We start from the raw sequence: 18,663 nt of genomic DNA on the forward strand, positions 1-18,663 counted from the left end.
AGCTTCGTAAACAGGCCCACCGGAGAGAACCAAGACAAGGAGTCACGCGAGGTGAACCAATCACACCGCGCTGCGCTGCCCCCACCACGTGTGAGCGAATGGGAATGGCAGCTCAACGGAGCTTGCCGATCGATGCCGATCAGCATGTTCTACCCAGCCCGCGGCCTCAAAGGCTACGCACTGAAAAACGCGGAACGAAGTGCCAAACTCGTGTGTGCGCAATGCCCGGTAGTCGACAGGTGCCTCCAGCACGCGCTCCGAACCGGCGAGCCATACGGGATCTGGGGAGGTCAGACCGCCACCGAACGATCAAATCGCCGGACCACGTCATCACGACTGCGTTCGGCTCAGCCCCACTGTGTGAACCCAGCCTCGCGCTAGCCGGGCTGCACAGTTGCGCCCCCGGGCGCCACGTACCGGGGCAGAGGGACTTCCAGCAGATCGATGAGGTCGGGGTGTGAAGGTTGAGTTTAGTGACAACGCCCGAATACCGACAGATTGCGGATTTCAACGGTCGATGCCCGGGCTGCGATGGGATATGTTCGGCAGAGACCGTCCGAAGAACCGTTTTCCAAGACGAGTACATCACCAACGACTACGCCGCCTGCACAACCTGCCCGTGGGAGGGTTCTGCTGACATGACACGGCGCCGAAATTAGCGGTCGAATTCCACGCTCGAGCGCTAATCAGCAATATCCAGGCTAGGTTTCGATGCCGATAGCTCGGTCATACGTCGGGTTGAGGTTCGTTGGCGCCCGATAACGGATTGGTACCTCAATCTGTCTGTTGCCCAGAAGAATCGGTGTCAAAGTGGTTGATCGGTCTCGCTCGTGTGCTGTTCGAGCAGACCCAGGGTGCGGGCGAGGAGAGCGTCGATGCGGTCCTCGACATCATCGAGCAGGTCAGGGACTTCGGTCAGCAGTGTGCGCGATACGGCGGGCCGAATGCCGGCCTCGTAGTAGTCGGTATCGAGTAAGGCCGAATCATGCGCGGGCACAGGTTGTTTGGGGTCACGTGCGTCATTGATGCGGTCTCGTGGCCTCTGCCGAACGGGACTGCGGAGCGGCGCAACACCCCTGCGGCGTGCATCGGCGGGGAACGGCAGGTGTCCCCACCGATCGATCGGTACCGCCACCGGGCACGCCCGCTCCGGCCACCACAGTCACGTCCGGAAAAGTGTTGCCGCGCAGGTGATCGAGCACCAGTGTGGTCGAGGGATACCGGTCGGCGAACCGCAACACCGTGTCCCAGCGGGGCCACACCTCCGCCGGCCGGAAACCGGCAGGGCTGTCGGCGGTCAGCCGGAGTCGATGGCCACCGCCGATCCAGAGGCTGGCTTCTTCGTCGAACTCGATGTCGGTGCGGTCCAGGGCGGCGATCGCGTGGTACGACAGCCCTGCGGCCACCAGCATCAGTAGTACCGCGTCGCGGCGACCGAACAACGCCTCGGTCGACCCTGCTGTCGGTAGGCCGGCTGCAGCCGCGGCGAACTGCCGAGCACGGCGGTGTCGGCGCTCTGCTCGGGCGGAGTCGAGGGCCAGGCGCAACGCGGTGGTTCGTCCGGGCGGCGGTTGGCCGGCGTCGAGGTGGGCGCAGTTGATCGCCGAGATCCGGCGGATCTGCACCCGATCGCCGGCGGGATTGTCACCCAGGAACTCCGCGAGCGTCACCGGCGACGCCGGTAGCGGAGTCATATCGGCGGCGGCACCAGTCGGTGAATTGCGCCCACTCATAGCGGTACGACGTGTTCGACCCCGCCGCCGTGCGCCTCATCTGTAGGACGGTAGCGGGTGGGTCCGACATCGGTGGGTTCACACGGGGTCGCGAGTGTGCTTCACACCGGCGGATATTTTTGACTGCTCACGGACCGCAGCCGAAAGCTCCGCGTCACGATTTCGTTGAACAGCATTTCCGCATCGTCAGGACATCCGGACGCCATGCTCGTCGAAAACGCCCAGGCACTTGGGCCACGGGGCCTGCACTCGCCGCGCGTGTCGCCGTCGGGGAAACAGGTGTTTGCTGTAATTACTCGGACAGTTTCGCGATTGCACTGGGCCCAACGCGGCAGCCACCTCTGGCGACTACGTCGCGTTTCGCATACGCCCCCGAACCGCATTTGATCGGTACCGCGACCTGGTTTCTCCCCCTCATTTCCACTTGATCGGTTTGTTTCCGGAAACGGTTGTGGCGCAGCATTTTCTGTTAATCTCCGTTTCATGATCACGACGGGCGCCGCGGGCGCAGTCACGACGTTCCGCCGCTCTCGCCCATTGGTCGCTCTGGCTGCCGCGGTCGTGTTGGCGGCCGTCGGTTGTGGGACCGACGATCCCGCCACCTCGACGACAACAACATCGGCCGCCGCATCCACATCCGCAAGCACCGCGGGCGACTCGGAGAGTCAGACAACCGATGGGCAATTCGCGATCCCCGACTTCTACACACCGCCCGATCCGCTCCCGGGTGGAACGCACGGCGACCTGATCCGGTCTGAAGAAGTCCCGGCTCCGGACGGCGCCCGCGCGTGGAGAGTGTTGTACTTGTCCGAGCTGCACGATGGCACCCCGGTGGCAACATCTGGGATCGTTGTCTCCCCCCGCGGTCCTGCTCCCGAGGGAGGCCGCAAGGTTGTGGCGTGGGCCCACGGCACCGAAGGCGGTGGGCGCAACTGTGCACCGTCGCTTGCTGCTGATCCCGCCGTCGATTTAGTGGACTACTTCACCTACCAAAGCCCATTTCAGCAAGATGTCGGTGTCCCGGGCCTGACCGAGATGCTCGACGCCGGGTACGTCGTCGTCGCCACCGATTATCAGGGCCTGGCAACGCCCGGCGTTCAGCAGTACACAGTGCTCGAATCGGAAACGAACAACGTATGGGACTCTGTCAAAGCTGCGCAGCACCTCGAAGACACCGCCGCCGGTGACGACGTCGCGGTCCTCGGGTGGTCGCAGGGCGGCGGAGCATCGGTGTGGATGAGCCAGAACCAGGACTACGGCGCACCGCTGAATCTGGTCGGAGCGGCGGCGTTGGCCCCGGCCGCGGACAATGGCCCACAGTTCGCCCGCAAGGTTCCCCCCGGACCTCGGACTCGACGTCGCCGGCTCATGCCGTTGCGTTGCAGCTCAATGTATTCCGCGGCTTGCTCGCGGCGTACCCAGAACTGCAGGCATCGGCGATGGCCACACCGGCAGGAGAAGAAGCCCTCGTCGGTGCAGGGACACAGTGCGTCAATCATCTGGCTTACGTGCTCGAGTCCAACATCGACGATCCCGCTGCAACGCTGCTGCAGCCGACGCCGCCGCCCGCCGACTGGCAGCGACGGCTCGACGAAAACACCGCCGGCTATGTCCCCGCCACCGCACCGGTACTGGTCATGCAAGGTACCGCCGACACCGTCGTCAACCCGAACGGCACCACCCAATACATCAGCCGAGCCTGCGGATTTGCGGGCAGCTCTGTCGAATACACCGTCTACCAGGACGCGACCCACCAGACCATCCCGAAGGACGCCAAACCCGAGTACCTCGGCTGGATAGCCGACAGATTCACCGGTGACACTGCGCCGTCGAACTGCCCTGCACCCGGCACCCCCTACGCCCCGCCGGCGCCGATCCCTACCCCCGCCCCGCTGATCCCGGCGCCGTCGGCCCAGAACTCATCGACCACCCCGGCCGCAACCGCAACACCCTCGCCCACACCCTGAGATCGCTGTACACCGAGGTCCCGGCCGGCCGCTGGAACCCGGTCGCCGGAGTCGGGTAGTTCGCGACGTCGGGTTATCTAATGGCTCCTCAGGATCGCCAAATGGGCACAATATCGGTTGTGAGACACAAGGTCACGCCGTGTCACCGCGAACGCGAAACTTGCTGGCGTCCGCGCGGATCGCGGTCGGGCCGCGAGAGATATGTCAGTGTGGTCGCGCTGGACGCAGTGTCGGCTCACGGTGATTGGGGCTCGTGCCCAGGGCGACCGGATGTCTGCTGCGGTGGCTGAGGCGTGCGCTCGGATCGTCTTCCCCCGTGGCTACGCGGCCGTGTCGATAAGCGAGATGCAGGAGCGACGGGCATTCGCCGGGACCGGATCTACCGCCGTTACCACAACAGTAACGACTTGCTGGCAGAGTTCTATCGCATTGGACACCGACGCGCCAGCAAACTCAAGCAGCTTGACCGAAACCATAGGGACACCCCCAACGGTGGCGTGCTCCTGTTCGAAGGTTCTCGGCCGTGGCGCCGCTAGAGATCGCTTTTAGGAACGGCCATCTGCACGATCAACCCGGTGTCGATGAGCGAGTCCGCGCCGGCCGTCATGGTGCCTCGGTCGAACCATTTCGGGCTGGCCGGGACCCGCCGCAGAGTGCCGGGGCCGGGAAGCGGACTCCACTGGCGGTCGCAGCTCGCGATAGACCTGGGAGCGTATCTGCAGACCCACCACCACACCGGTCGTGGCCGGCAGGCCAGCGGGTGTCGATCCGCCGAGCATCGTGCCCCGGAACGTGCCCTTGAGTACGGCCATGTCCCCGATCGGTTCTCCGGATGAATTGCGGACGTAGGCGGTGATCCCTCCCGATCGAAGAGCTTGCACACGTGGGATCCAGATCGGGTGTCCCGGGAACTCGGCCGCCGCAGCTTTATCAGACACGTAGAAACTCAGGAGCCAGGTGGTGTCCGAGCCAACAGCAGGGGGCGGGACGATGCCATCTTCGATGTCGAGTGCGTCGACGGCGACGTCGATGACAAACCTGTTCGAGTTAGCGGGGGCGGGCTCGGTGTAGTTGTGCTGCACGTATTTACCCTGCGGAGTCGAGGAACCGATGGGCGAAGCCAACGGCCGCGGGGCTACCTGTCCGGTCATGCTACCCGCTGCGTAGCAAACCTCAGTCTTGGACTTCGATCGTGTAACCGGCGGGGGTTGCTTCGACAACGATGACGTCGTGACCGTCACCCGTGACGAATGCGGTGTAAATGGTGTCCGCGCCATCCATCCACACCCACCAGTTCATATTCGCTCCGCGTAGGCGGGGCACGCGCCGGTAGACCGCTCTGGAGTCCTCCACGACCGAGCCTGGGTGGAGTGCTCTTGCCGTGTCCATTACGGTTCGCCTCACCAGGTCAAGGTCCAACAGGTCGTCGATGTCCGACACCTGCGACGGGCGAAAATCTATTGGCGGAAATGGGAGTCGCAGGACCGGCGGCCGCGGCAATGCGGCGGGTGGTGGCAAGTCCAAGTCCAAGTCCCAAAACGAGCGCACCGTCTCGGACAGTGGGGATGAGTGAGGAGTGTTGGGTACCTTGCTGAACACTGCGCCGGATCGAGTCGAGGTAGTCGGTCAAGGAGTCGAAGGCGGGTTGACCTTCGTCGGCAGCGTCGGCAGCGAAGAAGCGCACGCACCCTCTCTGCGGGCCGTCGCGGGTGTCGACGTAGCAGCTACCAGTGGACCCGTCCCTGCCGAACGGAACATACGGGGCGAGGAACTTGTAGGCCGTTTCTCCGGCGCGTTGCGTCTTTATGGCGGCCGGCCATTCCTCACCCAGATCTTCGATGGAATGCAGCATTTCGAGATGGGACTGATGTTCGTAGTGCACTCCGTCGAGGGTCAACAGCTCCAAGTCCGGCAACAGTGTCCCCACGTGGTAGTCGACGCCGACCGGTATGTGTTGGCCATCGTGGAGTGAGAAGAATTCACGGAGCTCGGCTGTCCACGGGGTGGTTGCCCGTTCGGCCGCCTCGAGGTCGGTCGCAGGGCGGGGTGGGCGAACCGATGCTGCCGTGACCGGGGCCCTGTCCTGTAGGACCGACATGTACGCAGCCCACACTTCGGCGATGTCCATCCTCGAAACCTAACGTGCGTCTTCGGAAACTGCCCGGTGCGCCGAGCCCCACGAGGCCGGCGGCTCCGACTGCATCTACACGAGACCATCGAATCAGTCACCGCACGCGCGGCATCGCAATATGGCCGCAATCGAGACCAGGGACGTCGAGGCGGTGACACCACCGAAATCAATGAGGTCAAGTGATTCAAATTGGCGGCCGGTATCAGCGATATCTCCCCCGCGTCACATCACGGGTACGGACTCGATCATGCGCAGCAGCCTCGGACTGGCATCAACGACCCGACCCTACCCGAGCAGGCCCGGACACCACCACATCTCCGATACCGAACACCCGGAACACAGCCCAGACCGATCTACCAATTCTCCGCAGCAATCCACGCGATCTCTGGGCAGCGACCCCCATCGGGAGCTTCGGGCAGTTACCGCACCGTCGGTAATTTCTGACATCGAGTCAATAACGAGCCGACGGTTCACCACCGATACTGAACCTTATGCAAAGTCGCGGCCCGGCAAGCGCTGCGGCGCACTGGATTCGGTGCGCACGGTTCACGCATCTTTGCTCAAGTCGCAGACTCACACGCCACCTTTAGTCAGACTGCGATCCTGGCACATCGCGTGTCAGCCCGAAGGTGCGCGTTCGGCGAGGCTGATGGCGTCGATCCGAATGAATATGTCGGCCAGCGGTTTCTACGATCTAGGCGACGTATTTCATATTATCGACAGGTCGCAAACGGCCATTTGCATCCGATGGAGAACTGGTCGTCACGACGTTTCATACGGCCCACAAGTCCGTCTGTGGTCGTGTCGCATTAACCTTCCAGTTGTCCGGGCGGAGAACCGGCCCCCTGAGCGTTCTGAACACCAATGCGCGGGCATCGCTGTGGTCGACGCCGGTTGCGTCACCTCAGGGTTGGGTTGCAGGCCTGATGACTAGAACATGCCCGAAGCGGTACCGGTCAACTTACAGATCCCGCTCTCGTCATCAAGCCAGGAGTGGGGACAACAGCACGGCTTGTTCGAGCAGAGGCGGTACACACCGACGTAACGCTGGAGCGTGAGGCACACTGCCGGACAGAGCAATTGCCGCCACCAACGACCCGCTCCGCGATCTGATGGGTACTGCAAGACACGCGCTTTCATCGTCAATCTCGCCGACCTGAATGGCGTAACCGTTTTCTCGGACCTCGGCCAGATGAGACTCGAGTTCGGTTCGGGTCACTATCGTGTGCCGAGTCAGAGCCGTGAGCCCGGTGGACGGGAGCACCGACACGGGTCGCTTTTCTCGGCAAGCAGAATCTTTCCGAGTGCAGCGGCGTGAAGATGCCGATTGAGGAACGATTCGTCGTGCGGCAGTCGGTATTCGGGATCACCGTCTGCGATACGAAGAGCGGCATTGGTGAAATAGACAAGGTGCACGCCGAACCTGACGGTCAAACGGAAGTCCGCCAGCACGGTTCGCGCTGCGGTGCACACGGTCGGCGTGATCGCCGCGTCGATCAACACTCCGATCTTGTGACCGAGCGCAAAACCTGACAGATCCGGCAGACGAACCAGGTAGCCCTCCCCTGCCAGGATGTTGAGCAGGCGGTACGTGGTTGCCGACGGCATGTCGAGACCGGCGGCGACGTCTTTGGCCGTGACGCCGGTACCGCCTCGCGCCACGGCTTCCAGAACACGCAGGGCGCTCTGCACAGCCTTGGGTTGGCGCCCTGAGAACGCGTTCTCGTTGCCGCTCACTTCCGGACCTCCCATGGACGGTAACCGACCAGTAGGTCGCTGGCAGTTGTTTCGTCGTACACACCGACGCGGGCGCGCACCTCGCTGCCCGGGCGGGCGCGCAGGAAGAAGATCAGGTATCCCAGTACCAGCAGTAGCACATAGGCTGCGGTGGCTGACCCGGCGACGAATGTTCGCGACCACGTCGCCCAGACGACGAGGGCCGTGAGCATCGACGCAGCAGCCGCACCGGCCAGCAGTGGCATACGCGACAGCTCGCCGATTTTGCGCAGGAACAGGGGCGCCGCGATGCACACCGAGATGTAGGCGATGACATAGCCGTGTGCGGACACGGTCAGCAATCCGAGCAGTACATCGCGACTCGACGATGCACTGAGCAGGTACACGATGGGTACGACGACAATGACGGGCACCGACGCCAGCAGCGCTATGTGCGGAGTGTGAAAGCGTGCGTGAGTACGACCGAGCGCGCTCGGCATGACGCCCTCGCGTCCCATCGCGAACAAGGTCCGCGAGAGTGCAGTCGTCGATCCGAGGACACATGCGAACCACGACGCCGTGATTCCCAGCTCCATCAGAATCGACAGCGCAGCGGATGCCCCGCCAGCTGTGTCCGGCAGAGAAAGAACGATCGCCAGACCCGACGATTGTTCGATCGGCGACTGCATCTGCGCCGCGGCCGCTCCGACATACAGGATTCCCAGCGCTAACGGTGTCCACTTGACCGCCCGGGGTATTGCGGTGAGGGGGTTGCGTGCTTCCCTGGCAACAGTGCTGGCGCTCTCGAAACCAACGAACGACGTGATCGCCAGGAGAAGTGCGAAACCTATGTTCGACGAATGCTCCCCCGGCGGGTCCGACCCGGAGGGGGAGTCCCCGACGGCGTGCACGAATGCCACCGCCAGGACTGCAGTCGCGGCGATGATCGCGAAGACTTCGACTGCCAGGGTCACCCGCGTCGAGATCCGAACGCCGCGAATCATCAGAGCCAACGCAATCAATCCAACGGCGGCAGCAGCGATGGCGGTAGTAGCGGTACCGGTCGGAACACCTACCCGGCTCAACAACGCGGAAGAGTAGCTCGCAGCGCCGACAACACTCGCCATCGCGGCCGCGGCGTAACCGACGATCAACGACCACCCTGCGCCGAAGCCGGGAACTGCGCCCAACCCCTTCGCTGCATAGCTGTAGAGACCGCTGACGGCGACCATTCGTTGCGCGAATTGGCCGACGCTGTATCCGACGAGGGTCATCAGGATTGCTGCGGCAGCGAACACCGCGATCGTCGCCGTGCCGGCCTCCGGGATGACCAGAGCGGGAAGGGTGACCATGACGGCAGAAGGCGCAACGGCCGAAATGGACTGCGCAAGGACCTGAACGAAGGTCAACCGTCCACGGCCGAGACCGTCGACGGGTGACGTCGTTCTGATGGGCGGTCGATCGACCATTGAGCACCTCGTTCCTGTCCGGTGTCGGTACCCGAATCAACGTTGCACGTTAGACCAATCCGGCGCCGAACATTGGGCAACTCGGCGAACTGCGGAGCTCGTCGAATGAGAATCAGACCCTTTCATTGCTTCGCTTTTCGCGCGACACAGTTTCGCCACAGGCGGCCACATGCGAGAACTCTCGAAATCCAAATGAGAAATGTCCGTACATCCGAATGAGAATGCTCCAGCACCTCGATATCCATTCGTTTGCAAGCGTGACCTGCACCACAAGATGACCTAGTGTCGAAGCAAGGCCACACCGGATGCCCACTACGCGTCGCATTCGATCTTGTTGCCTCATAGCCACATTCATCCACATAGCGAGGAAATCATGACTGCAGTCGTAAGCTCGTCGATCGGCCTCAATGCCGAAGTACGTGACTTCATTTCGTCTCCGAAGCGCATGTTCATCGACGGCAAGTGGGTCGACTCGGCGTCGGGCAAAGTATTCGAGACCGCCGACCCCGCTACCGGCCAGGCCATCACTACTGTTCCGCACGGCGGAGCCGAGGACGTCGATCGCGCGGTTGCGGCAGCTCGTCGCGCCTTCGAATCCGGTGAATGGCGTCGGGTGACGCCCGCTCAGCGGCAGCGGCTTCTGTGGAAGATCGGCGAGGGTATTCTCGCCCGCGCCGAGCAGTTCGCGCAGCTCGAGTCCATCGACAACGGCAAGTCCGTCGCTGTTGCGCAGGCAGTCGACGTCACCTGGGCCACCGAGATCTTCTTCTACTACGCCGGCTGGGCCACCAAGATCGAAGGCCGCACAATTCCGGTGTCCGTCCCGTGGGCGCCCGGTGGACGATTCCACGCGTACACCCTCCGCGAGCCCGTCGGGGTGTGCGCACAGATCGTGCCGTGGAACTTCCCCCTGGTCATGGCCGCTTTCAAGGTCGCGCCCGCATTGACCTGCGGCAACACCTTGATCCTTAAGCCTGCCGAGCAGACGCCTCTCACAGCACTGCTTCTCGCTGAGGTCATCGCCGAGGTCGGACTACCGGACGGCGTCTTCAACGTCGTCACCGGTTTCGGCGACGCGGGTGCAGCGTTGTCCTCGCACGAGGACGTGGACAAGGTCGCATTCACCGGCTCGACCGAAGTGGGAAAGAAGATCGTCCAGGCCGCATCAGGGAATCTGAAAAAGGTTTCGCTCGAACTGGGTGGCAAGAGCCCACAGGTCATCTTCTCCGACGCTGATATGGCTGCCGCTATCCCCGGTGTTGCCAGCGGCTTCCTGTTCAATCACGGCCAGGCCTGCACTGCCGGTACACGATTGCTCATCGAGGACAACATTTTCGATGAGTTCACCGAAGGTGTAGCCGACTTCGCTCGATCGCAGAAGATCGGGCCGGGTCTCGACCCGACCAACGACATCGGCCCCCTGATCTCGGCCGAACAACTCGGCAAGGTGACCGGTTACATCGACGCTGGCATCGCCGACGGCGCCCGGGCCCTCGCCGGCGGCAGCAGGCACGGCGAACAGGGTTTTTACGTCGAGCCCACATTGTTGGTCGACGTCAAAAACGATTTCAGCGTGTACCAGGAGGAGATTTTCGGACCTGTTGCAGTCGCGGTGCCGTTCTCACAGAAGGAAGGCGTACGCGCCGCTGCAAACGACACCCCGTACGGACTGGCCGCGAGCGTATGGACGCGAGACGTCTCCAAAGCGCACGACGTGGCGGCCGAGATCAAAGCCGGAACGGTGTGGATCAACTGTCACAATGCTTTCGACACCGCGCTGCCGTTCGGCGGGTACAAGCAGTCCGGATGGGGCCGGGAGCTCGGCGAGGGCGCTATCGGTGAATACACACAGGGCAAGTCCGTCAATATCGCGCTCTGACCTGAATTCGTGGGCGGGCGGCGGGTTTCGTCGAGAAATCAGTGAATGAGAATCCGCCGCTCATCGCTCCAGTTTGCTGTCGATCAACTGTGATGCGGCGGCAACTGTGTCGACAAGTTCGCACTCCATTGTTGTTCTCGACCGTCACTTCGTCGGAAAGATATCGAACACATGAGCATCAAATCTTCTGCGTCACAGGGCGTCGACCATCAAGGCGACACTCGTAAACTGAGCGGCAAGCTCGGGCCGGGCGCGATAGTCTTCATGGTCGTCGCGGCCGCGGCCCCGCTGACCGTCATCGCGGGCACCGTCCCCCTCGGTATCGCAGTCGGGAACGGTGCCGCGTATCCCGCGTCGTACGTGGTCTGCACCGTCGTCCTGCTGCTGTTCGCCGTCGGATTCACCACGATGGCCAAACATGTCGCAGGCGCCGGAGCGTTCTACACCTACATCACCAAGGGAATAGGTCGACATGCCGGGCTTGGTTCGGCGTTTCTCGCGCTGCTGTCCTACACCGCGGTGCAGGGAGCTGTATACGGATACATCGGCGCCGCGCTCAACGATTTCGTAACCTCCCACGGCGGGCCCGAAATCTCCTGGTACGCGTACGCGATCGCCATGATGGCAGTTGTTGCGACACTGGGATACCGGCACATCGACCTCTCCGGAAAAGTGCTCGCAGTTCTGCTCGTCTGCGAAGTCGGAATCGTGCTCGTCATCGACGCCGCCGTAATTGGTAGCGAAGGCGGCGACTCCGGATTGTCAACTGTGGCGCTCAATCCCAGCGAATTTTTCTCAGGCGCTCCCGGAATTGCACTCATCTTCGCCATCGCCGGATACATCGGTTTCGAGGCAACCGCAGTGTTCCGCGACGAAGCCCGTGACCCCGCCCGAACGATTCCCCGCGCCACGTATATCGCGCTGATCGTCATCGGCGTCTTCTACGCCATCTCGAGCTGGGCGATGGTCAGTGCCTGGGGAGACGAGGGTGCGGTGGCAATTGCCACCGAGAACCCCGAGGGCATGATCACCGAAACGGCCACGAAATATGTCGGTGCCGTCGCAGGCGACCTCGTCCAAATTCTGTTGATCTCGAGCTTGTTCGCCGCGTTGCTGGCATTCCACAACGTCCTCTCCCGCTACATCTTCTCGCTCGCCAACAGCTCGGCGTTGCCCGTCAAATGCGGCAAAGCCCATGCAAAGCACTCGTCCCCGTACATCGCCTCGATCGTCCAGACTGTCTCCGCCCTGGTTCTGGTCATCGCATCCGCTGTCGCCGGTCTCGATCCAGTCACCGAGGTGTTCGCGTGGTTCGCCGGCGTGTCCTCAGTGGGCATAGTGGCGCTGATGACGATCACATCGATCGCGATCCTGGTCTACTTCCGACGGACCCGGGTCGATCGCCGACCCTGGAACACGATCATCGCTCCCGCCCTGGGATTGATCGGTCTGGCGGTACTGCTTTTCATGACAATCATTAATCTTCCGCTACTAGTGGGCGGCTCCAGCACACTCGCCGCACTGATCGGGGTGCTGCTGATCGGAGTCTTCCTCGGCGGTATCGCGGTCGCAGCGATCCGCCCCCATGCAGCGACAACTCTCGACAACACCGAAAAGAAAGAGATCGCACGATGACGCTCCTCGACACCACCACCAGCGCAGTAGTCAACCACCCGCTGAGCACCCTCACCGCCGACGAAATCGACATCGCCCGCACCGTTCTCGTCGAGGCCGGCGCCGTCGGGGACGACACACGCTTCGTGTACATGGCACTCGACGAACCCGACAAGAGCGTTGTTCACGCCTTCGAAACGGGTGACGCCATCGAGCGTCGACTACGCGTACTCCTGCTCGATCGTGCCACCGGAATCGGAACCGATTACATCGTTTCGGTGACGACCCACGACATCGTCGAACAAACTTCGTTGGACGCAGCCAACGACGGACACGTCCCCATCCTCGATGCCGAATTCGAGGACATCGAATCTCTCATGCTCAACAGCGAGCCATGGCTCGCCGCGATGAAAAAGCGCAGCATCGATCCGGCGAAGGTACGAGCAGTCCCACTCTCGGCGGGCGTATTCGGGCATGAAGACGAAATCGGTCACCGCATCGTTCGCGTACTCGCGTTCTTCCAGGAGGACGAAGCAGATTTGCCGTGGGCGCATCCGATCGACGGTGTCGTCGCCTATGTGGACCTGACCGAGCGTTCCGTCGTCAAAGTCGTGGACGAGATCGAACTTGCGGTGCCGGCCGAGCGAGGAGAATGGAACGCCGCGCCTCATGCATCCCCCACCCGCACCGATCTCAAGCCGATCGAGATCACGCAGCCCGAGGGCGCAAGCTTCTCCGTCGACGGGAACGAAATCAGCTGGGCGGACTGGAAATTCAAATTCGGATTCGATGTCCGCGAAGGCCTGACACTGCACCAGCTTTCTTTTGCCGACGATGGAACCGAGCGCCCCGTCATCTACCGCGCGTCGATCGCCGAGATGGTGGTTCCGTACGCGGACCCCTCACCGGTGCGCTACTGGCAGAACTATTTCGACCAGGGCGAGTACCTCTTCGGCCGCTACACCAACGCACTCGAACTCGGCTGCGACTGCCTCGGCGAGATCAAGTACTTCGACGTCATCATCGCCGACGAAACCGGACATCCGAAGCTGATGAAGAACGCGATCTGCTTGCACGAGGAGGACTACGGAATCCTCTGGAAGCACACCGACATGTTCAACGGGATGGCGGAGACGAGACGCTCCCGCAGACTCGTCATCTCGTTCTTCCTGACGATCGGGAACTACGACTACGGCTTCTACTGGTACCTCTACCTCGACGGCACCATAGAACTCGAAGCCAAGGCGACCGGCATTGTCTTCACCTCCGCGTACCGGGGCGAGGACGGCTACTCCACCGAAATGGCACCCGGGCTCGGAGCACCGTTCCACCAACACCTGTTCTCCGCCCGCCTCGACATGGAAGTCGACGGAAACACCAACACCGTCACCGAGGTCGACGCGGTTCCCGTACCGATGGGGCCGGAAAACCCTTGGGGCAACGCCTTCCGAGCGCAGAAGACCACCATCACCAGCGAGTCGAACGGCCAGCGGATGGCCGACAACTCGAAGGCCCGCGTGTGGCACATCACCAACCCGGAAAAGCAGAACCGACTCGGACAGGACGTCGGCTACGCGCTGCATCCCGAAGGCCAACCAGTGTTGCTCGCCGACCCATCGAGTTCGATCGCCCGACGCGCAGCATTCGCCACGAAACATCTGTGGGTCACTCCCTACGCCAAGGATGAGCGTTATCCCGCAGGAGATTTCGTCAACCAGCACCCCGGCGACAGCGGATTGCCCGCCTTCGTCGCCGGTGGCCGCGACGTCGAGGGCAAAGATCTTGTGCTGTGGCACACCTTCGGGCTCACCCACTTCCCGCGTCCCGAGGATTGGCCTGTCATGCCCGTCGACTACGCCGGGTTCAAGCTCAAGCCGGTTGGGTTCTTCGACCGTAACCCGACGTTGAACTCGCCGGCGTCGACGGCGACGCACTGCTGCACGGGCGAGTAGAGATGAGGACGTCGACCCCCGTGCGCCTCGCCCGATGGGTGGGCCGCACGGGGGCGGTCCTGGCCATGGTTTCAGCTGTTCTGCACATCGTCGGACTGCCCAGCCACGGCCCTTTACACGCATTAGCGGTGCTCACCATGGTTGTCGGATGCCTGTACTGCGCATGGCATATGTGGAATGACCCAACCGTTCTCGACTGGGCAGCAGTAGCCGCCATGAACATCGGCATGATCGCCATCCACCAGAATATGAACACGTCCGCCACGCATGCCGGGCATCACGGGGGCCCGCACTCGATCGACATGACTGCGTCCGTGGCGACACCCACAGCAGCAACCATGATCGCCGCAGCCGAAGCCGTGTTCGCCACCATCGTGCTGTTTGCGATCACACGCGGCGACTCGGCGGAAGGTCCTGCTCGTATCGCGCGGAGCCCAGCCGGACGGTCCGCTCATCGCCCCAAGCACGGGAAGAAGGTAGGTAGTTCCTCGGGCGGCGGAAATTGCAGTCTTCGCACACATTTGGGCGAGAGTTGATGGTCTCGTGTTGTCACCTACAGGTTTTGTGCGGTGACCGACGAGAATTTCCCTTTCAGCACCGCCAGCATCAGCAGTACCGCGTCGCGGTGACCGAACAACGCCTCGGTCGACCCGACAGTCGGTAAGTCGGCTGCAGCAGCGGCCAACCGTTGAGCCCTGCGGTGTCGGCGCTCTGCTCGGGCGGAGTCGAAGGCCAAGCGCAGCGCAGTGGTCCGTCCGGGCGGTGCGTGGCCGGCGTCGAGGTGGGTGCGGGTGATTGCCGAGATGCGGCGGATTTGCGCCCGGTCGCAGGCGGAGTTTGTCGGCGAGGAACTCGGCCAGTGTCACCGGCGATGCCGGTAACGGGGCATATCGGCGGCGGCGCACCAGTCGGTGAACGACGCCCACTCGTACCGATACGACGTGTTGGACCCCGCCGCTGCGCGCCGCATGTGTCGAACGGTAGCGGGTGGCTCCGACATCGGTGGGGCTTCACACCGGCGGATGTTCTTGACCGTGCACGGATCTGCAGCCGAAAGCTCCGCGCGTCACAATTTCGTCGAACAGCATTTCCGCACCGTCGCGGTTCCCTGACAAATGCACGCGACTGCGGAATGCCCACGGGTGCCGGACACGACTATCGCCAATTCGAACGCCCGGATAGACGATCGTGAAGTTCTCGTAGCCGGGTCAACCACCACCTCGGGCAACTCGAGAAGGCAGGCGTAGTCGTCTCCGACCGGGCCCAACGACTACGACGCAGCTCGGCTCGAAGCGCTCGACGCGGGGTCCTCGGCCCAATGCTGCCGCTAGCGTTCAGTGCTGCAGACCGTGGTCTCGGTTGTGTGCCAGGGTGATGACCAATGCAGGAATCGCGTTGATCAGCAACAAAAGAGCGATCACCGTGACGGCGCTCCAACCCGGGGTGAGCATCCAGAACGATTCACCTACCCTCAGTGCTCCCATGATGCTCAGAATCCACCCCGCAGTCTGGAAGCGGCGGGTGCGACGCGACGGCCGCACAAGATTCACACTGTAGACCGTCGGCAGCGGCAGTTCATCGTTCTCGTGTGTAACCCCGCGCGCAGCGACCATGTGGCACAGCACGGCGGACACGACGAAGACGATTCCTAGGATCACGGTGCCTCCCGATCGATCCGACGCCGCAGCGCCTCGAAGGCGGAGTCCGACAACTCGACACCATTGACCACGAGCACCCAGTCGAAACCGCTGCTCGACCAGGTGCGGGCGCCCGAAAAATTGGCACGAGACCACGGTTCATCCGAATGCACCCGTCGAGCCAACTGCCCGTTGTGGTCGAAACCACCGAGACTCGCGACGAACTCGCCGGTATTTTCGTTCAGTTCATGGACGTAGTTGACGTCGAGTGAGATCGTGATCTCGATGTCCAATGACTCGGCGGTCACCTGGGCGTAGAACCACGCCAGTCGCGCCGACCGAGCATCGTCGTGCTTCTGTCGCTGCCGTCGATGCTGCTCCTCGGCAGGCTCCGACGGGCCAGTCCAAGTGAACAACGCATCGTCGTGTGCGTCGACGACCTCGAACTCCGTCCACTCACTGGTCACACCCAGGTGCGGAACACCCTGATAAAGAACGATTCCCGTCTCGGCATCGACCATTGTGTGCACAGGATGCGGTTTACGTGCGGGCGGCTCCAGATCGAATTCGTAGGCGGCACGACCGAATTTTGATATCACTTCAATCGTTCCGACCGGCTTTGTGAAGTCGTCGCCGAGCCATTCGGCTGCCGGGCGCCGCGCCAACAATTCCGTCGCGTTGCCTCGGTACAGAACTGAGTCGACGGGAGCCGTCGTCGGCATCTCCCCTTCCCGAAACCGCCACGAGGTGACCCCGTCGCTGATCAAAACCGGTGAGCCGTCGCGACGTTCGACCCGCACCCTCTGCCCGCTCTTCCACACCGCGAGAGATTCGGCGTCCACGCCCCCTACTAAGGTCGGAATCGGATTCCCGCCTTGAACTCCCACGGTGACCGTACTGCGCGGTTCGCCCGTTTCGTCCACACTGCGAATTACCCCGCGGACCGGCACATCGGGCCCGTGCACCATCTGCACCAGCACCTGAACCCAAGGAACCTGGCGTGCCCGTCGACGCATCGCCTCGCGGTCCGGACCAGGAACATCTTCGACCGGGCCGTCCCAGACGAACAAATCTATCCCAAGATCGGTTCGAATCTGGAGATCCCGGACGACCAGGACGTCATGCCCGCCTCCTGTGAAGCGAAGAACCGCTCCGGTTTCGTCGTCGATGACCACCTGCGCGGAGCTTGTCTGATCCGGGTGAGCCAGTTGCACGGCCCAGGCGCTGCGACCATCCTCGACCACCGGTTCCGCAGTAGAAGGCACGAGTTTCCGAGACATATTGTCCAACAATGAATCCGAACCGAAGAACGTCGTCGGCGCGAGCGACCCGAGCAGCGGCGCGTGGAAATCGCTCCGCGACCGATGCATGACATCGCCGTGCCGCGTGACCGCCGACATGCCGTCGAACAAGTAGATCGGTTGCCCGTCGCGCTCGACGCGCCAGCGACCACCACGCCCGTGCCACACCGACCACTCGACCGCGTTGCCGTCGGGCCGGGTGGCCACCGTCGCCGACACCGACAGAGTCGCCGACGCAGCGTGGCGTCCCATCAGTTCGATCCAGGAGGGAGAGTCTGGCATCCACCAACCCTACCGCTGGGTCTGTTCCGCGTACGGGAACCGAGGCAAGCGGCCATCCGGCTCGATCGTCGCGGTAAGTCCAGCTTTGCAGTACGCACTTTCCGCACCGTTAAAATTACTTCGACGAAGGACCCGATCCGAAGGTGGATACGGACCTTGCGTGAGGGTTGCGGGATAATCGCTATGTCGTGTCAGGATAGATGCTTGCAGGGTCGAAGCTCGAAGAGAGTTGGTCGGTTTAACGTGCACAGTTCGAATGCGGTTGCCAGCCGTGGCCACTAGCAACGATGTCGCCAAGCTTGCTGGGGTATCCCAAGCGACGGTGTCCCGGGTTCTCGCGAACGGTGTAGTCAGCGACGCGACCCGTCGCAAGGTCCTTGCTGCCGCAGCTCAGGTGGGTTACGTCCCCAATCTTGGTGCGCGGGCTATGAAGACCGGGAGAGTAGACACCGTTGGAGTTGTTGTTGCGGACCTCAAGAATCCGTTCTACCCGGAGATCCTGGACGCTCTGACAACCACCCTGGACGCGGCCGGACAGAAAGTCACACTGTGGAATTCAGACGGGCCCGGAAATGATGCTGCTTTGCACGCCATACGTGCGGGATCCGTCGACGGAGTGGTATTCACGACAGTCACCGAGAACTCCGAACCGCTGAGAGAAGCATTGGCTCGGCGCAGTCCGGTTGTACTGGTGAACCGGGTAGTCGAGGGGCTTTCCTGCGATCAAGTCTCCAGTGAGAACAGAGAAGGTGGAGCCGCCGTTGCAGAGTACTTGCTGCGCCACGGACACCGCGCGGTCGCGTTACTCGGTGGCCCCACGTCCGCGAGCACTTCCCGGGACCGTGGATTGGGGTTCGAAGCGGCATTGGTCGGCTCGGGGGCTTCGCTCAAACCTGAATGGAACCAGCGTGGGCCGTTCAGTCACGAATTCGGTTTCTGCGCCATGACGGGGCTGATGAGGGGCGAGGTCGTGCCGACTGCG

16 protein-coding genes and 2 pseudogenes are annotated in these 18,663 nt (G+C 62.6%); 9 read left to right on the forward strand and 9 right to left on the reverse strand.

Features of this window, described 5'->3' with window-relative positions; translation table 11 throughout:
- The first annotated feature begins 90 nt into the window (after positions 1-90).
- Together QMK17_RS24180 and QMK17_RS24185 are read left to right on the forward strand one after the other, a co-directional pair.
- Positions 91-381: a WhiB family transcriptional regulator gene (locus tag QMK17_RS24180; protein WP_336620187.1), complete on the forward strand. Its 291-nt coding sequence runs from the start codon at positions 91-93 to the stop codon at positions 379-381.
- Between the two features lie 421 nt (positions 382-802).
- Positions 803-976, forward strand: coding sequence for a hypothetical protein (locus QMK17_RS24185; protein ID WP_283511839.1), 174 nt, complete (start codon positions 803-805; stop codon positions 974-976).
- A gap of 43 nt (positions 977-1,019) precedes the next feature.
- On the opposite strand, the gene QMK17_RS24190 is transcribed toward QMK17_RS24185, so the two are convergent.
- Positions 1,020-1,733, reverse strand: coding sequence for a hypothetical protein (locus QMK17_RS24190; protein ID WP_283511840.1), 714 nt, complete (start codon positions 1,731-1,733; stop codon positions 1,020-1,022).
- A 1,035-nt stretch (positions 1,734-2,768) separates the two neighbouring features.
- Here QMK17_RS24190 and QMK17_RS26550 point away from each other — a divergent pair.
- Positions 2,769-2,981: pseudogene (locus QMK17_RS26550) on the forward strand (lipase family protein); the annotation flags it as partial.
- Positions 2,966-3,700: an alpha/beta hydrolase family protein gene (locus tag QMK17_RS24195; RefSeq protein WP_283511841.1), complete on the forward strand. Its 735-nt coding sequence runs from the start codon at positions 2,966-2,968 to the stop codon at positions 3,698-3,700. The pseudogene QMK17_RS26550 and the gene QMK17_RS24195, both read left to right, overlap by 16 nt.
- Positions 3,701-4,245: 545 nt before the next feature.
- On the opposite strand, the gene QMK17_RS24200 is transcribed toward QMK17_RS24195, so the two are convergent.
- The 5 genes and pseudogenes from QMK17_RS24200 to QMK17_RS24220 form a co-directional block, all read right to left on the reverse strand.
- A complete protein-coding gene (locus tag QMK17_RS24200; RefSeq protein ID WP_283511842.1) occupies positions 4,246-4,851 on the reverse strand; it encodes a hypothetical protein in 606 nt (201 codons plus the stop codon).
- Between the two features lie 22 nt (positions 4,852-4,873).
- Positions 4,874-5,089: a hypothetical protein gene (locus tag QMK17_RS24205; protein WP_283511843.1), complete on the reverse strand. Its 216-nt coding sequence runs from the start codon at positions 5,087-5,089 to the stop codon at positions 4,874-4,876.
- 19 nt (positions 5,090-5,108) lie between these two features.
- A complete protein-coding gene (locus QMK17_RS24210; protein ID WP_283511844.1) occupies positions 5,109-5,828 on the reverse strand; it encodes an SMI1/KNR4 family protein in 720 nt (239 codons plus the stop codon).
- A gap of 985 nt (positions 5,829-6,813) precedes the next feature.
- Positions 6,814-7,583, reverse strand: a pseudogene (locus QMK17_RS24215) (IclR family transcriptional regulator).
- Positions 7,565-9,016 carry an APC family permease gene (locus tag QMK17_RS24220; RefSeq protein ID WP_283511845.1) on the reverse strand — a complete coding sequence of 484 codons (1,452 nt, stop codon included), beginning with the start codon at positions 9,014-9,016 and terminating at the stop codon, positions 7,565-7,567. The pseudogene QMK17_RS24215 and the gene QMK17_RS24220 overlap by 19 nt, the downstream one beginning before the upstream one ends.
- 373 nt (positions 9,017-9,389) lie before the next feature.
- Between QMK17_RS24220 and QMK17_RS24225 the strand changes: the two genes are divergently transcribed.
- The 4 genes from QMK17_RS24225 to QMK17_RS24240 all read left to right on the forward strand — a co-directional run bounded on the left by QMK17_RS24225 (position 9,390) and on the right by QMK17_RS24240 (position 14,997).
- Positions 9,390-10,895 carry an aldehyde dehydrogenase family protein gene (locus QMK17_RS24225; RefSeq protein WP_283511846.1) on the forward strand — a complete coding sequence of 502 codons (1,506 nt, stop codon included), beginning with the start codon at positions 9,390-9,392 and terminating at the stop codon, positions 10,893-10,895.
- Positions 10,896-11,066: 171 nt separating this feature from the next.
- A complete protein-coding gene (locus QMK17_RS24230; RefSeq protein ID WP_283511847.1) occupies positions 11,067-12,530 on the forward strand; it encodes an APC family permease in 1,464 nt (487 codons plus the stop codon).
- Positions 12,527-14,461, forward strand: a complete 1,935-nt coding sequence (locus tag QMK17_RS24235; protein ID WP_283511848.1) for a primary-amine oxidase — start codon at positions 12,527-12,529, stop codon at positions 14,459-14,461. The genes QMK17_RS24230 and QMK17_RS24235 overlap by 4 nt, the downstream gene beginning before the upstream one ends.
- Before the next feature lie 65 nt (positions 14,462-14,526).
- The gene (locus tag QMK17_RS24240) at positions 14,527-14,997 is read left to right on the forward strand and encodes a hypothetical protein (protein ID WP_283511849.1); all 471 of its coding nucleotides are present in this window, start codon (positions 14,527-14,529) and stop codon (positions 14,995-14,997) included.
- Positions 14,998-15,014: 17 nt separating this feature from the next.
- On the opposite strand, the gene QMK17_RS24245 is transcribed toward QMK17_RS24240, so the two are convergent.
- From QMK17_RS24245 to QMK17_RS24255, 3 genes are all read right to left on the reverse strand, one after another.
- The gene (locus QMK17_RS24245; RefSeq protein WP_283511850.1) at positions 15,015-15,197 is read right to left on the reverse strand and encodes a hypothetical protein; all 183 of its coding nucleotides are present in this window, start codon (positions 15,195-15,197) and stop codon (positions 15,015-15,017) included.
- Between the two features lie 598 nt (positions 15,198-15,795).
- Positions 15,796-16,119, reverse strand: coding sequence for a hypothetical protein (locus QMK17_RS24250; RefSeq protein WP_283511851.1), 324 nt, complete (start codon positions 16,117-16,119; stop codon positions 15,796-15,798).
- Complete coding sequence (locus QMK17_RS24255; RefSeq protein WP_283511852.1) at positions 16,116-17,681, reverse strand: hypothetical protein; 1,566 nt, start codon at positions 17,679-17,681, stop codon at positions 16,116-16,118. Before QMK17_RS24255 ends, QMK17_RS24250 begins: the two co-directional genes overlap by 4 nt.
- 271 nt (positions 17,682-17,952) lie before the next feature.
- On the opposite strand from QMK17_RS24255, the gene QMK17_RS24260 reads away from it, so the two are divergent.
- The coding region (locus QMK17_RS24260; RefSeq protein ID WP_283511853.1) for a LacI family DNA-binding transcriptional regulator at positions 17,953-18,663 on the forward strand (711 nt) is incomplete at its 3' end.

The organism is Rhodococcus sp. G-MC3 (assembly GCF_030063335.1).
Classification (GTDB): domain Bacteria; phylum Actinomycetota; class Actinomycetes; order Mycobacteriales; family Mycobacteriaceae; genus Rhodococcoides.